Annotated in this window: 14 protein-coding genes; 7 read left to right on the top strand and 7 right to left on the bottom strand. The window is 47.6% G+C overall.

What is annotated here, in order from left to right:
• Positions 1–13: 13 nt before the first annotated feature.
• From RQM65_RS17205 to RQM65_RS17195, 3 genes are all read right to left on the bottom strand, one after another.
• Positions 14–2,248: a xanthine dehydrogenase family protein molybdopterin-binding subunit gene (locus tag RQM65_RS17205; protein WP_314016660.1), complete on the bottom strand. Its 2,235-nt coding sequence runs from the start codon at positions 2,246–2,248 to the stop codon at positions 14–16.
• A 206-nt stretch (positions 2,249–2,454) separates the two neighbouring features.
• Positions 2,455–2,916 (bottom strand): (2Fe-2S)-binding protein, encoded by a 462-nt coding sequence (locus RQM65_RS17200; protein WP_314016658.1) that lies wholly within the window; start codon positions 2,914–2,916, stop codon positions 2,455–2,457.
• A gap of 114 nt (positions 2,917–3,030) precedes the next feature.
• The gene (locus tag RQM65_RS17195; RefSeq protein WP_314016656.1) at positions 3,031–5,205 is read right to left on the bottom strand and encodes a DUF5916 domain-containing protein; all 2,175 of its coding nucleotides are present in this window, start codon (positions 5,203–5,205) and stop codon (positions 3,031–3,033) included.
• 213 nt (positions 5,206–5,418) lie between these two features.
• Here RQM65_RS17195 and RQM65_RS17190 point away from each other — a divergent pair, with 213 nt between their 5' ends.
• Positions 5,419–6,510, top strand: coding sequence for a vWA domain-containing protein (locus RQM65_RS17190; RefSeq protein WP_314016655.1), 1,092 nt, complete (start codon positions 5,419–5,421; stop codon positions 6,508–6,510).
• Positions 6,511–6,855: 345 nt separating this feature from the next.
• Positions 6,856–7,023: a hypothetical protein gene (locus tag RQM65_RS17185; protein ID WP_314016654.1), complete on the top strand. Its 168-nt coding sequence runs from the start codon at positions 6,856–6,858 to the stop codon at positions 7,021–7,023.
• A 165-nt stretch (positions 7,024–7,188) separates the two neighbouring features.
• On the opposite strand, the gene dapA is transcribed toward RQM65_RS17185, so the two are convergent.
• Entirely contained in the window at positions 7,189–8,079 is an 891-nt protein-coding gene (dapA, locus tag RQM65_RS17180) for a 4-hydroxy-tetrahydrodipicolinate synthase (RefSeq protein WP_314016653.1), read from the bottom strand.
• Position 8,080: 1 nt separating this feature from the next.
• On the bottom strand, positions 8,081–8,611 hold the full coding sequence (locus RQM65_RS17175; RefSeq protein WP_314016652.1) for a DUF6913 domain-containing protein: 531 nt from the start codon (positions 8,609–8,611) through the stop codon (positions 8,081–8,083).
• Positions 8,612–8,773: 162 nt separating this feature from the next.
• Between RQM65_RS17175 and RQM65_RS17170 the strand changes: the two genes are divergently transcribed.
• The 3 genes from RQM65_RS17170 (at position 8,774) to RQM65_RS17160 (ending at position 10,964) form a co-directional block, all read left to right on the top strand.
• Positions 8,774–9,535 carry a 5'-nucleotidase C-terminal domain-containing protein gene (locus RQM65_RS17170; protein WP_314016651.1) on the top strand — a complete coding sequence of 254 codons (762 nt, stop codon included), beginning with the start codon at positions 8,774–8,776 and terminating at the stop codon, positions 9,533–9,535.
• 69 nt (positions 9,536–9,604) lie between these two features.
• Complete coding sequence (locus RQM65_RS17165; protein ID WP_314016650.1) at positions 9,605–10,516, top strand: metallophosphoesterase; 912 nt, start codon at positions 9,605–9,607, stop codon at positions 10,514–10,516.
• 61 nt (positions 10,517–10,577) lie between these two features.
• The gene (locus RQM65_RS17160; RefSeq protein ID WP_314016648.1) at positions 10,578–10,964 is read left to right on the top strand and encodes a DUF4258 domain-containing protein; all 387 of its coding nucleotides are present in this window, start codon (positions 10,578–10,580) and stop codon (positions 10,962–10,964) included.
• A 77-nt stretch (positions 10,965–11,041) separates the two neighbouring features.
• On the opposite strand, the gene RQM65_RS17155 is transcribed toward RQM65_RS17160, so the two are convergent.
• Positions 11,042–12,208: a proline dehydrogenase family protein gene (locus RQM65_RS17155; protein ID WP_314016647.1), complete on the bottom strand. Its 1,167-nt coding sequence runs from the start codon at positions 12,206–12,208 to the stop codon at positions 11,042–11,044.
• 130 nt (positions 12,209–12,338) lie between these two features.
• On the opposite strand from RQM65_RS17155, the gene aroB reads away from it, so the two are divergent.
• Both aroB and RQM65_RS17145 read left to right on the top strand, forming a co-directional pair.
• Entirely contained in the window at positions 12,339–13,403 is a 1,065-nt protein-coding gene (gene aroB, locus RQM65_RS17150; protein WP_314016646.1) for a 3-dehydroquinate synthase, read from the top strand.
• Between the two features lie 174 nt (positions 13,404–13,577).
• Positions 13,578–13,907, top strand: coding sequence for a hypothetical protein (locus RQM65_RS17145; RefSeq protein WP_314016644.1), 330 nt, complete (start codon positions 13,578–13,580; stop codon positions 13,905–13,907).
• Here RQM65_RS17145 and RQM65_RS17140 read toward each other — a convergent pair.
• Complete coding sequence (locus RQM65_RS17140; protein ID WP_314016643.1) at positions 13,880–14,815, bottom strand: YihY/virulence factor BrkB family protein; 936 nt, start codon at positions 14,813–14,815, stop codon at positions 13,880–13,882. The two genes, RQM65_RS17145 and RQM65_RS17140, sit on opposite strands and share 28 nt — an antisense overlap.
• Positions 14,816–14,888 lie beyond the last annotated feature (73 nt).

Here is a 14,888-nt window from a genome sequence, read left to right as displayed (position 1 = left end):
CTTCTCGATTATCTTATCCTAAAATCTGTTCGTTCGGCACTTTCCAAAAATCCGGATCTGCCATAAACGGCTGTTTGTAGATGCGTTTCCCGGTAGCGGCCTTTAGGGCGTTGGCAACTGCCCCGCCAGCGGGAGGCAGGGTCGGTTCGCCGAGTCCCGTTGGAGAAAGTTCGTTCTGGATCATATAGGCGTCCACGACGGGAGCTTCCTTCATACGGATCAGGCGATAGGTGTCATAGTTATTGGAGGTTGGAACTCCATCTTTGAACCCGAACTGCCCGTACATGGCATGTCCGATTCCATCGATGACCCCGCCGACGATTTGATTGTTGGCACCTAAGGGATTGATTACAATACCACAATCGACCACACAGGTCACTTTTTTCACCACGGGCATCCCGTTTTCGATCTGTACATCCGCCACCTCGGCCACGTGGGTGTTGTGGCAATAATAGGCAACGACTCCTTGATAGGTGCCTTCGGGCGCCTTGCCCCATCCGGACTTATCGACGGCCATTTTCAATACGCCCTGTAAACGTTCTGGGTCGTATTGGATGCGCTCGTCCGTCGTTCCCTTCACTTTTTCCAGCAGATCGAGCCGGAGCTGCACCTTGTCCACCTCCATTGCTTCGGCGATCTCATCGAAAAAACTCTGCTCTGCATAGGCCAAAAAGTTGGTATAGGGCGCACGCCAGGCCCCAGTGGTAATGTTACTATCATAGTTGGCGACGTCTACCCGATAATTTTCGATGGCACCGGCAGGAAAGAAATTGGGGATGAGCCCGTACATATTTCCATTGACCGCCGCTTCCTTTAACTGGTATCCCGTTAACTGTCCGTCTTTGATCGCGGCCTTGATCCGATATTTGATGGCGGGACGGTACACCCCGGTCGTCATATCATCTTCCCGGGAGGATACCAATTGAACGGGTTTTCCGATGGTATCCGAGATCTCAGCGGCTTCGTAAACAAAATCCCCGTACAGTCGCCGGCCGAAACCGCCGCCCTGTCGGGTCATTTCCAAATGGATGTCCCCAATGTCGCGTCCCAACAGCTCCGACACCGTATTTGCGGCATCTTCTGGGGTTTGAACGGGCCCTACCAGCTGGATCTTATCCTTGGTAACATCCGCTAAAAAATTCATGGGCTCCATGCAATTATGGGGCAGAAAGGGAGATTCGTAAGTTTGTTCCAGAACAATATCCGCTTGGGCAAAGGCCTTGTTGACATCACCATCTTCCCGTAGGGTAGTGAAGTCCTTACCGTCTAGTAGCTCGTTCAATTTCTGGTCCTGGTACTCGGTACTTTCAAGAGTGGAGGCCTCTTTCCACTGGGCCTTGATGGCTTTTTTGGCTTGAAAGGCCTCCCAGGTCGTTTTTGCAATGACCACCACCTTTTCACTGGGACTCAGTTGGGCCGTCCAATTCACTTCTTCCTTCTCCAAAAGCGTCCTTGCCTTTGCGCCAATTTTGATGACATCGATAACCCCCGGCATGGCCTTGGCATCGGTCGCATCGAAGGATTCCAGCTCCTGTCCGAATGCTGGCGGCCGTAGTACGGCGGCGTAGACCATTCCATCTACTTTATAGTCCAGTCCGAATAAGGGCTTTCCAGTGATAATTTTATCCATATCCACGTTAATCTGGTCCGTCCCGATAATGGTATAGTCCTTAGGCTCCTTGAGGGTAACCCCTTCGGGCACCTCGAGCTTCGCCGCATCATCGACCAGTTCGCCGTACCCTAGGCTTTCTCCGGCAGCATTGGTCACCACCCCATCGCTGACGGACAGCTCGGAAGCATCAACCTGCCATCTGGCGGCCGCAGCGTTCATCAACATTTGCTTCGCGGTCGCTCCCGTCTGGCGCAGGGCATCCCAACCAAATCGAATGGATTGGCTGCCCCCTGCCACCTGCCGGGTATAATTATTGGTATCGAGGACACCTTGCCGTACGAACACCTTATCCCAGGCGACATTTAACTCTTCGGCTATAATCATGGGCATCGCGGTTTTCACGCCCTGCCCGATTTCGGGATTTGGAGAAAAGATAGTGACGGCCCCGTTCTTTGCAATTTTTATAAAGGCATTGAAGTCCTTATAGTTAAGATTTGCCAAGTCAATAGGGGGTTTAACATCGGATTTGCAAGCCGTAAAGAGATTGAAACCGATAAGGAGTCCTCCTCCCGCCAAGGATGAGGTACGAAGAAAGTCCCTTCTGCTAAAGCTCGGGGATGAAGTTTTTGTTGACATGGTTTTTTGAATTTTATTTAATGCTTATCCTATTCGAAGCCCGAATCCGACCCAAGACTGTATGACAAAGGACTGAAAATCTCAGTAAAACGCTTCTTTTATGGAAACGGCTAAAGTGCTACGTCATGTACTGCCGTCTTATGTCATAATCTGCAACTGGTTAATTCCGCTGACAAGCACATTATTTGTTTTAATCGGCCGTGGGGTCACTCCATATTTCCGGCAGCGATCTCGACCGCTTTTTGAATCCGGCTATAAGCTGCACATCGACAGATGTTGCCGTGCATGGCATTCTTGATTTCTGCTTCCGTGGGATTCCTATTTTGGGCCAAGAAGGCCGAGGCCGTCATAATTTGGCCTGCCTGACAGTACCCGCACTGAGGCACGTCAACCTCTTTCCAGGCTTCCTGTACAGGATGTGAACCGTCTTCGGAGAGCCCCTCTATGGTTACGATTTCTTTTCCTTCGGCGGAAGAGACCGGGAGGGAACAACTTCGGGTGGCACTCCCCTCCACATGCACCGTACAGGCGCCGCATTGGGCGATACCACATCCGAATTTGGTACCGACCATATTAAGGTGGTCCCGCAAAACCCACAGCAACGGGGTATCGGAACTCGTCTCTACGGGATGCGGAGTTCCATTGACATTTAAAATGTATTTGGGCATTTTGTTATAATTTATATCAAAACGAACGTTTTGATAACAAGTTTGGCACTAAAGGTAATAAAATATTGGTTTTTTTATTCATTTTTAACAGGTTACCATTGCCAATCGGTTTAGCTACCGGTTGAACCAATAGGTGAACTTTAGGGTCAGCCCCCAGTTACGCCCTTCGAAAGGCTCGATAAAATAGTTGTTGGTGTAAACCAAAAAGAGATCCGACGCAGGACTGTACCGCCATTGAAAGCGGGAGTTCAAATTGAAGTTTTTCGTCTGTTCGTTGTACTGGAAAAGATTGGCAAAGAACAGCTTGTTGGTGAACGTAATATCGATTTCGGAGCCAATAAGCCAGAATTCGTTGGTATTCCAAGGCTCCGGCAATCGTATATGATTATAGTTGAGCTCCGCGCTCAGGCTTACGTAAGGCTGAAACCTATAGCCTAGCTCTCCGGTCACGCTGGTCCGGTTGCCTCCCGCATAATAGCCGCCCATACGTCCTTCGAAGGCATAGGTAAACAGGCTTTGGGGCTTTGACACGTATTCCCAGCCAAACGCATTCCATTGGTGCTCGGTTCCGCGATCCAATCGGGCTATGCCGAGTTGGGTCGGGTCGAAGGGGGACAATAATTCCACGTAGTCATCGGAGACAAAAACCATCAGGTCGCTTCGGTTTCGAAAATTCACTATGTACTGCAAAAAGCTGGTATTGTCCGTTCGTCCGAAATTCTCGTTGAAGTAGTACGAGGCATTCAGGCGTGGCCCATGACTTAATACCGTCCCGTCTTTTGGAAAAAACAGCCGGCCCACATACCCGTTGAAGTTTACGTATCCGATCCTAGGAACGAAACCTACCTCGGCGGAGTAGTTTTCCCCCACCCATTCTTCTTGAATCCGCCAGCTCCATTTACGGCTTTTGTATTCCAGATGCGCTGCTTGGGTAAAACCGCTGTCCCCATCGTCGGGAGCGAATGATTTTAAGAAAAAGGCTTTCCCGTTCCACAGGTTGTCCGCAGAGGCCAAATTGTATTCCAAGCCCAAGTTGCGGTTGTACTTTGGATAAAGTGACTTCAACGAATCTGTTTCTCGGGGATAGTTCACGGACTGCTTGTTCACGAACAGTAAGCCGATATTCGACCTATCGAATACCTTTCGTTGCAGGGAAAGCACCCCGAAGTTTTGGCTGGGAAGTCCCGTTTCATCAACGCTCGCGGTCTGCATATCCATTAGGCCCAAGCGCCATTTATTATTAAGGTTGCCACTTACCCTTGCTCCCGCATGGATAGGTACGCCCAACCCGATACGTCTCGAAAAAAAGGGACGGATCGTTTCGTAACCGAAATTCGCGAATAGATCGCCATTCTCTAAAAAGAACTGTCGTTTTTCGGGAAAGAAGAGCTCGAAGCGATCTAGATTGGTTATCTGCCGATCCACTTCCACTTGGGAGAAATCGGGGTTCACGGTCAGGTCCAAATTCAAGGAAGAGGTAAGACTGAATTTCGCATCGCCTCCCACCTTAATATCGTAATCCGCATCCGCATTGTTTTCGAGGTCTTTGCCCACACTTCCCAAAACATAGGGAATAAGCGAGAAGTTCAGCCCCGGGGATGGCGGGGGCGTATCCCATACCAGGGTACCGGTATGTGCCAGGGAAGCCGTAGGCAACTGTCTGGGAACGGGCGTCCAGCTTGATTTTTCGGAGGATTTCAAATCCAGCCTACTAAAGTTGATGCCCCATTCGGAAACCCCGTCTTCATAGCGAATGGACTTAAAGGGCAGGGCCATTTCAAAGACCCACTTATCCCCGTCGCGGGTAGTTCGGGAAATCCACTTACTGTCCCAATTCAAATCAACCGTACTGCCATTGTACATGGTACCGTCCCATTGGGCTCCGAAGGCATTCGCCCCAAAGGAAAAACCCGTGGTCTGATTGTTGAAGGGATCGAGAAACAGCAAAAAATTATCGTTCTTTCCGAAAGAAAAATCCCGCCTCAGCGACTCTACGAAATATGCCCCCTTTAATTTATGGTAAAAGGTAGCCAACAGGTACAGGTTTGTATCATCGTAGGTCATGCGAATCTCGGTCGTCTCATCGGCCTTGCCATCATCCATCGGCAGCACCATGAAAAAATCCTTGGCTACGTCGGCATCCTTCCAGGCCGGTTCATCACCTACCCCGTCGATCTGTATCGGACCCGTGGCCTTTCGGATGTGAAGACGAAAGGAAGCATTTTTTTTCTGGGATAAAGCGGGATACGATGCGGCAAAAAACAGTGCTACTACTAAAAAACGAACCATAGATTTAAGTTAAGTCGGTATCAGTGAACCATTTGGGATTCCTAATAATTTGCATTGGTCTTTACACTTTAAAGCAACCCGCAAAATCAATCCTAAAACTACAAAATCCCATCCTTCTTGCTTAACAATCTTTAACATTATTTGCACATGCCATTATACTATTCCTTGAAAAAATGCGTTGTGTTGGGTGAAACTAGAACTAAATTCAATTCGATGAAATACTACCTCAAACCTCTCGCCTTATTTTTTTCCATCAGCCTGTTCATCTCCTGCGGGAATGCCGATGACGATGTGAATTATGGCCTGAACACCGGCGGGGACCTCGGCCAAGGAAAGCCGGTGGACGATTGCCTTGAACTCGGCGAAAACGACCTTGTACTCTCCATCCAAGATCAATACACCACCAAGCCCGGAAAAGTTTCCGTGTTTTTCAAGGTTTCCGATACCGATGGAAATCCTGTACCGGGATTGACGGCGGATCAGTTCACCATCTACGAACAGGGTCGCAACGATGCTTGTTTCAATACCATTTCAAAAGTGGAGGCGAATTCCCGAATTTCACCGAACTCCCAAATCTTTAGCAATAACACCATTTTGGTGCTCGATTTGAGCGCCAGCGTATTAAAGACGAGTCTTGAAGAACTGAAGTCGGCCAGTGAGAGTTTCGTGAACAACGTGATGCCCGCTACACCTCAAGAGCCGGTTAAAATGGCCATTTACTGGTTCGACGGCGAAGAGCAACTGCACGAGTTGAGTCCCCTTACGGCCTCTAAACAGGAGCTTATCGCTTCCATTGAAGGTATTACTACGGATATTAGTGAGGATCCCTCGACCAATCTGTACGGGGCGGTCGTGAAATCTACCGATATTGCTTCCAATCTTTTGGCCGAAAGCAGCAAGGACGATAAAATCAGCGCGGCTTCGGTGGTGGTATTTACCGATGGTACCGATCAGGCTTCCCGCTACACCAAGGAAGCGGCCCAGAAAAAAGTGGATAACGCCAACCCCAATATCTCGTTTTTCACCATCGGGCTCGGTGCCGAAATCGACACCCAGGTTTTGACGGACCTCGGAAAGACCTATAGCGTCTTTGCCGGCAACAAAGACGAGCTTGAAACGACGTTCAACGATATCTCCGATAGGGTCTCACAGCGCGCTAGCAGCTTTTATCTGTTCGAGTACTGCAGCCCTAAACGGGACGGTAGTGGCGATAGCAACCTGGCCATCCAGGTAAAAAAAGGCAGCCTTTCGGGCGCAGTACAGACCAAATTCAACGCGACCGGGTTTACCGGGGGATGTGAGTAAGGCTTTAGACGTTAGGCGTTAGAAGAAAAGTAATAAAAGTTAAGTTGTTCCAATCATTGTTACCATGGAACTGCAAAGAAAAAGCCTTCCTGAATTTGGCGGGGCGGCTTCTTTTTTGGCCTAAATCTTATTCTTAAGGAAAGTGCGGTAACCCCATTATTTCATAAAAAAAGGAAGATCGACTCCCCGTTCTTCCTTTTTTTATGCAATTCAGCGAAAAATTATACTAAGCGCTAGGGATATGGCTCTCTTTGTTGTTCACTAATAAAAGACCCCCAAGTTCTATCGATTACAACCTACATCCTACCAATTCATGCTATGTGTGCAAACACTTAAAATGAAAATATGGATGTTTATCACACAATTGTCAAAAACACTTCCCTCAACGGGATGCCTAAATGGTTCAAGATTACGGCGCTTTTACTGTTTTTAGGCGTAGTTAGCCTGATTTTCGCCACCTACCTGTTGTTGATTACAAAAGGTCCCGATATGGTTATCCGGTTTGGGTACTAAAAAGATGCTTAAATTCGGCTGCCGAAAAGATCCTTCCGGTGTTGCCCCACGCCGTGTATGTTTTGGAACGAAAGAATCCCGAAGCTTTACTCTCGTATCGAGGAGGTGTCGTTGCCTATGGAGTATAAATCGTAAATGAATTCCCCGCGCCTCTCGATCAGTGTCTTAGGCCGTGATCTTTAAGAAAGGTTTCACGAAGGCTGTAATATCCTTTTTTAATCCTTCGGAAGCCTCTACCAATGGAAGTCGGACCTCGGCGCTGGAAAGGCCCATAATTTCAAAGATAGCTTTAATCCCCGCAGGGTTTCCCTCCCTAAAGATAAGTCCCATCCCATCCTGCATTGCGTAGTGCAGTCGATAGGCCTCATCGACCTTACGCTCCAGTCCCGCACGGATCATCCGGGAAAATTCGTGGGGCAGACCTTGTCCCAAAACGGAAATCACCCCCGCACCCCCGGCCAGCACGGTGGACAAAGCGGTGATGTCATCCCCGGAAATCACCATAAAGTCGCGGTTCTTGCGCTGCAAAAGCTGCTGTACCTGTACGATATCTCCCGAGGCCTCCTTGATGCCCACAATATTTTCAAAATCCCGAGCCAGTCGCAAGCTGGTTTCCGGAAGCATATTACTGCCGGTGCGACCGGGAACGTTATACATGAGGATCGGCTTTTTGGTCACCTCGGCAAGGGCTTTGAAATGTTGGTAGATGCCCTCTTGGGTCGGCTTATTGTAATACGGCGAAACGGAGAGGATAGCCGAAAAATGTTCGGATTCGAAGGATTTGATCTCATCAACGATGCGATAGGTGCTGTTGCCCCCGATGCCCAAGACCAAAGGCAGCCGCCCCATATTGGCTTTGATCACAGTCTCGATGACCAGCATTTTTTCAGCCTTGTTCAAGGTGACCATCTCCCCGGTAGTGCCCAATACGACCAGATAATCGACTCCGCCATCGATACAATGTTCCACGATACGGGTCAACGCCCGGGTATCTATGGATAAATCTTTATTAAAGGGAGTGACCAAAGCCACGCCAGTACCTTGTAACTCTTCCATATTATATCTCGTTTAAGACGCCGAGGTATTTTTTGAGCTCCTTTCTAAAGGTAGCAAAATCGTTCAAGGGGGCGTCGAGTATCAAATCGTTATACACCCGATCTACATCTTTGAACCCCACTCGGAAACGGGCCCGGGTCTTGATGCTCATCAGCTGTATCGGCAAATGCTCGACGGTGTAATAATTGACGAGCAGATCGTACTCCCTACTTAGGAATTCCAACGCATAACTATTCTCGATGGTACCGTTCCATCCGAGGTCCTTATCGGAAAAAACAGGGGTCGAATAGGGCGAATTCTTATCGTAGAAGCTTTTATAACCGATAATTTTAACCGCATTGGGCCTTAGGTTATAGTCCTCTACAAAATCGTAGAACCGATCTGCATCCTGAAAACTGTCCAAATCCACGATACAGCCTACCGCGCTAATACCACTTTCCCTTTCTACTTTCGGAGGGGACTTTTCCAGTTCCTTTTTTAGGAATTTAACGCTCGAATTGTACTTGAACTTGTCTTTTATTCCCTTAAACATGTACTTTTACATTTTGTATTTCCAGAACCTGTCTTGAGTTGATTTTTTAGCTGCTAACATAAAGTCAGGACGAGTTCTTAGCCTTTAACCGGCGATTGCGAACACTACAAATGTAAAGAAACTCCGCGCACATTATTTTATTGCGCAAAGATAAAAGGAATCATGCGTTTAAAAATTAAACATTTTGTTGCATTCCTAACATTAGTTTTTGTTTTCGCTTGTCAGGATGCGGCCCATAACGCGAAAATTGAAGGCCGACAGATCGAGATAGGGACATCGATTCGACCTTCCGATTCAGTTGACAGTTTCGTATCTCCTTACCGAAAGCGTATAGACGCCGTGCTGGATAGTGTCCTGGCCTACTCCCCTGCTACGATATCGAAGTCCGATGGTCCCTACAACTCTAGTGCAGGCAACCTTTTGGCCGATATCGTTTTGGCCGAAGCGCAACCCATTTTTAGGTCCCGCACGGGAGAAAGTATTGACTTCGTGCTCCTGAACCACGGAGGCATCCGTTCGATTATTTCAAAGGGTCCGGTGACCGCCCGCAGCGCCTACGAGGTGATGCCCTTTGAAAACTCGATTGTTGTGGCGCAGCTCAACGGAGAGACCGTTAAGAAACTCGTTCTTTATCTTCGTGATTACGGACGGCCGCATCCCATATCGGGCCTGCAGGTAATTCTGGATCAAGAAAATAAGATCCAATCCATCCGAATCCAGGGCAGGCCATTGGATAATGATCGCAGCTATAATGTCGCTACATCGGACTATCTGCTCAACGGTGGGGACAATATGGTATTTTTTAAGGATGCGGAACATTCGACCCTAATCGATTATAAGGTCCGTAACGCCATGATCGATTATTTTAAGAAGGTCGATACTATCGCACCGGTCGTGGACGATCGATTCTATAAATTGGAATAAGGGAGAAAGTGGAGATTGGTGTGATGGCAATAATCCAGCATTGACGACCCGCTTCCATAGCGTATTTTTATGAGAAGAAGAAGTTTTATCAAACAGAGTGCCGCTTCGACCGCTTTGGCGGGCTTAGGCGGACTATCCCTGAATTCCTGCTTTGGTAATTCGGAAAAGCACATCACCATCCTGCACACCAATGACGTGCACAGCCATATCGACCCGTTTCCCGAAAGCCATTCCGAATTCCCAAATCTTGGGGGATTGGCACGGCGAGCCACCTTGGTGGACGACATCCGTAAGGAAAACCCGAATACCTTATTGTTCGATGCCGGTGATATTTTTCAAGGTACTCCCTATTTCAACTTTTACGGGGGAGAGCTCGAATTCAAGTTAATGAGCAAGCTGAAATACGACGCCGCCACAATAGGCAACCATGATTTCGACAATGGAATCGAAGGTCTCTTGGCACAAATGCCGAATGCGGAATTCGATTTACTTTCGGCCAATTACGATTTCAGGAATACTATAATGGACGGACGTGTGCCCGCCTATATGACCTACGTTGTAAACGGGGTCAAAGTCGGGGTCTATGGCTTGGGTATCGGGTTGGAAGGCTTGGTCGATAAAAGAATGTACAAAGAAACCGAATATCTTGATCCGTATGAAGTGGCGTTGGACACGGAACGTCGGTTGGAGGAGAACGAAAATTGCCAGTTGATTATTTGCCTTTCGCATCTCGGATACAATTATGGAAATAAGAACAAGCCGAGTGATTTGGGGCTTGCAGCCAAAACCCGCTTTACCGATCTTATCATCGGAGGGCATACCCATACATTTTTAAAGCGACCGACCATCGTCAAGAATTCGAAAGGTCGCGAAATACTGGTGAATCAAGTCGGTTGCTTCGGAATTAATCTGGGTCGCATCGATTTTTATTTCGAAGAAGATCAAAACTGGAAGGCAGACGGGGTCTCGATAATGGTTTGAGAACACTGCCGACCCACCGGACCCTAAATTATTAACAACTAGATCAATAACTTACCTTTATATGGCCTTTTTAAAACGTTTGGGATTCTACCTCGTTGGATTATCGATCGGAATCGTTTTTCTCACCCTATTCCTTAAAAAGAAATCAGAAGAGACCGGTGCAGAATTCTGCTATTTTCCTAACTGTCGCACCTTGAAGGATATCCGCTCTAAATCATTGTCGTATTCCGAAAGCATAAACACGATGTTGGCGGAGAAACAACTGGACTCGCTCGATATCGTAGGATTCCTAAATGATGGCGACGTCGATTTCGGAAGAAGCGACACTCGATCGGATACGTGTAAAACTTATTTTATAGAGGGGCTCCTTAAAGAAAGAACGGCAGTGCTCAAGGTCAGGAATTGTCGTGAAAAGGCCACTGTAGAAGAGCTTATTTTAATACCTTAAACCTTGAACGGCCTCGTAGCGCGACCTGAACCTTAAATACATCGACTTACCAGCAACGGTCCAACTCCAGCCTCCCATCAAATCTCCCGCCGCTTCCGCTCTCTTTTCAACAACGAAAGCTCCCTGCTGGTCTGGCCGGCCACCGAGGTGTTCTCGTCGGCACGCCGGATCAGATAGGGCATTACGTCCCGAACGGGACCAAAGGGAAGATATTTGGCGACATTGTACCCTTCTGCGGCCAGGTTGAAGGAAATGTGATCGCTCATCCCGTATAGCTGACCAAACCAAATTCGGGAATCGTTGTGGGCAATATTTTTTTCTTCCATAAGCTCCATCAAGTGGTAGCAGCTATTTTCGTTATGGGTCCCGGCAAAGAGGGAAATCGTGTCCAGATTGTTGACCATATACGCTATGGCCTTGTCAAAATTGGCATCGGTCTCCTTTTTGGACGCGCAAATGGGGCTGGCATATCCCTTTTCCTCGGCGCGTTCGTTCTCTTTCTCCATATACGCGCCCCGCACGGCCTTGATACCAACTTTAAATCCATCTCGTTCCGCTATGGCATGGAGGTTTTTGAGATAGTCCATTCGGTCCCAACGGTACATTTGAAGCGTGTTGAAAACGATGGTCTTTTTCTTGTTGTACTTACGCATCATCTCCTCGACCAAGGCATCCGCGGCATCTTGCATCCAGCTTTCCTCGGAATCGATTAATAGGGACACATCGAGTTCATGGGCTTTTTTACAGGTTTTGTCGAAACGGGCCACAACCCTGTCCCACTCGGCCTGCTCCTTTTTACTAAGGGATTTCCCCTCACCTATTTTTTTAAAAAGGGCGAAGCGACCGTAGCCCGTCGGTTTAAAAACAGCGAAGGGAATGGCGTCTTTTTCCTTGACGAAGTCAAGCACTTTGATGACCACTTCCAACGTCAAATCCAAGGGATGCTCTGTATTTTTACCCTCTACGGAGTAGTCGAGTACCGAATGGACATTCTTGGCGTACATTTTGTCCACAGTGGGCAAGCAGTCGAGTTCGTTGACGCCCCCACAAAAGTGGTCGAATACGGTAGCACGGATCAGATTATCTACGGGGAGATGGGCCTTAAAGGCAAAATTGGTAATGGCCGACCCAATGCGCACCAAAGGTTCGTTGGCAATCATTCGGAACAAAAAATAGGCACGTTCCAGTTCCGAATCCGATTTTAGGGCAAAAGCGGTCTCGGTATCCTCAAAAATTTTCTTCATTTCCAGCAATTTGTCTTGCTATCAAAGATAAAGACTGAAATTTGGATTCCAACACAATATTTTAGCTTTATTTTGCCATTGGATACCCAGTGAATCAATGGGACAAGGGTCATAAAATTTGAAATTTAATATGGAATCCATCACTACCTCTTCTTACGCAGTACATTTCAATCAACTTGCCTATGATGCTATCAACGCGCATTTAAGGGCCACCCCCTATTCTAAAATTTTCGTTTTAGTGGATGAAAATACGAAACGGGATTGTCTAGGGAATTTTAAAAACATGGTATCCGACAGTTCCGATTACGAGATCTTAGAAATCCCTTCGGGCGAAGTAAACAAGACCATTGAGACCTGTATCCGGCTGTGGGAAGAGCTCTCTGAACGGAACGCCGACCGCAAAAGCCTTTTGATCAATCTTGGCGGGGGCGTAATTACCGATCTGGGGGGCTTCGTGGCCTCGACCTTTAAACGTGGAATCGCTTTTATCAATGTACCCACTACCCTTTTGGCCATGGTCGACGCCTCGGTGGGCGGAAAGACGGGGGTGGACCTCGGCGCCCTTAAAAATCAGGTCGGGGTCATCAACCAACCCGAGATGGTACTTGTAATTTCCGAGTTTTTAAAAACCCTCGACCAACGGCAACTGAAAAGCGGATTCGCCGAAATGCTCAAGCACGGCCTGATCCGGGACTCCGGATACTGGGAAGTTTTGAAATCGAATTCGGATTTCTCGGATATAGACCGCCTGATTTATACCTCGGTCAAGATCAAGAACGAAGTCGTACTCCAAGATCCCACCGAGCAGCACCTGAGAAAAATATTGAATTTTGGGCATACGCTCGGCCATGCGGTGGAATCCTACTTTTTGGAAAATGAGTCCCTCGAAACCCTACTCCACGGCGAAGCCATTGCTATCGGAATGATTTTGGAGGGCTACCTGTCCAAGGAATTAACGGGACTCCCTGAAGCCGATTTGGAGGATATTAAGGCTGTCTTTTTAAACCGCTATCCCAAAACGAAATTCTCTGAAGCCGATATCGAGACCATCCTATCCCTTTTAAAATTCGACAAAAAGAATTCCCATGGGGATATCAATTTTGTGCTGCTCGACAAAATAGGCAAACCGGTCATCGATGTAAAGATTCCTCCGAAACTGTTCCGCAGCGCTTTTGCATACTACTCCGAAGCCTAGTTTGAGACTCCGTACCGTGTAACCACAATCCCGAACGGGTTCGTATACTTAATTTGGCTTTTGACAACTCTTTGTAACATCGACCGAATAAAAAGCATAGCTTAGAAACTGTAAATAATAACCCTTTCATAGGGATTCATAACCAAACCCTTACAGCTTGAAAAACTACCTACTATGCTACGCAAAATTGTAGATTACAAAAAATTGGACCACGAACTCGCCCTGCTTCTAATAGAATCCTATCCCGACGGATACGGCGATGAAGATATCGTCGTTTTCAAAACCCTGCAGGGCGATACCGTCGAAGCGGTCGAAATCAAAACAGAGGATACCGTTTACCTGGTCAAAATCAGTAAAAGCCTCTCGGAGTTCATATCAAACTTTGACGATACCATCGAAAAGGAACTTGAGGCAAGACCCCAAAACGTTCTGGAAGAAACCGATTCCCCGGAATATGAGCTGGACTCCGATGCGGACTACGATTTGGGGGATGAAATGGATTGAGGGAATCCGGAATGACCAGGGGATGCCTTTCGAACCCCTTTTTCGCTGGGCTCGACCTTTTCATCGATATAATGGGCGTACTGGGCGGTAAACTCGGCCCCGAAAAAAAGGATCATACAGGTGTAATATACCCACAGCATGATCAAAACTACAGAGGAGGCCCCGCCATATACGGATGTCGGATCGCTTTGGGTAAAATAATAGCCCAATAAAAATTCACCGATCAAGAAAAGTACCGTGGTCAATGCTGCACCGGAAAGGGTAGTCTTCCATCGAATCTTAATGTCCGGCAACAATTTGAACAATGCCGCGAAGAGTCCGGTTATCACAATAAATGTCAGCAAATAGCTGAACGTACTGGCGGCAATCTCCGCTATCTTTGGTGCGAAAGTCCCAATATAATCACTGACAATTTTCAACACGAAAGACAGTATCAAGGAGACCAGAAATAGAAAACCCAGCACCAAGATCATTCCGAAAGAAATTAGTCGGTCAATGATGGTCTGTAACCAAACCGTTTTTCGGGGTTCTACGTGCCAAATATCGTTCATGGCCATCTTAAGGCGGACAAATACTCCCGTCGCACCGAAAATTAACATTGCTATCCCGATTATGACCGCTACCGTAGAGCCTTCCTTGACCGAGGCATTAGCGATCATGCCCTCAATGGCGTTTGAGGCTCCCTCACCAATAAAAGCCCCCAAGCGCTTAGCGATTTTTCCACGGACGGCTTCAACGCCAAACAGTTCACTGGCGATCCAGGCCACTATCATTAATAATGAAGGCAACGAAAAAAGGGTGTAATAGGATATCACCGCGCTCTTGCCGAAAGGATCGTTCTCGACCCAGGCCATTGCCGTGTCCTTTAACAAGGTCCAGAAAGTCTTAAGTTTTTTTCTTACATCCATTTCGGAAACCACTACTTGATTTATACGAAGCTATAAAAAATCCCGAACGCAAACGTTCGGGATCGGTATCTTT

It is taken from the genome of Pricia mediterranea (assembly GCF_032248455.1).
Lineage (GTDB): Bacteria > Bacteroidota > Bacteroidia > Flavobacteriales > Flavobacteriaceae > Pricia > Pricia mediterranea.
The sequence above is the reverse complement of the archived record's forward strand: the minus strand, read 5'-3'. Positions and strand labels throughout refer to the sequence as shown.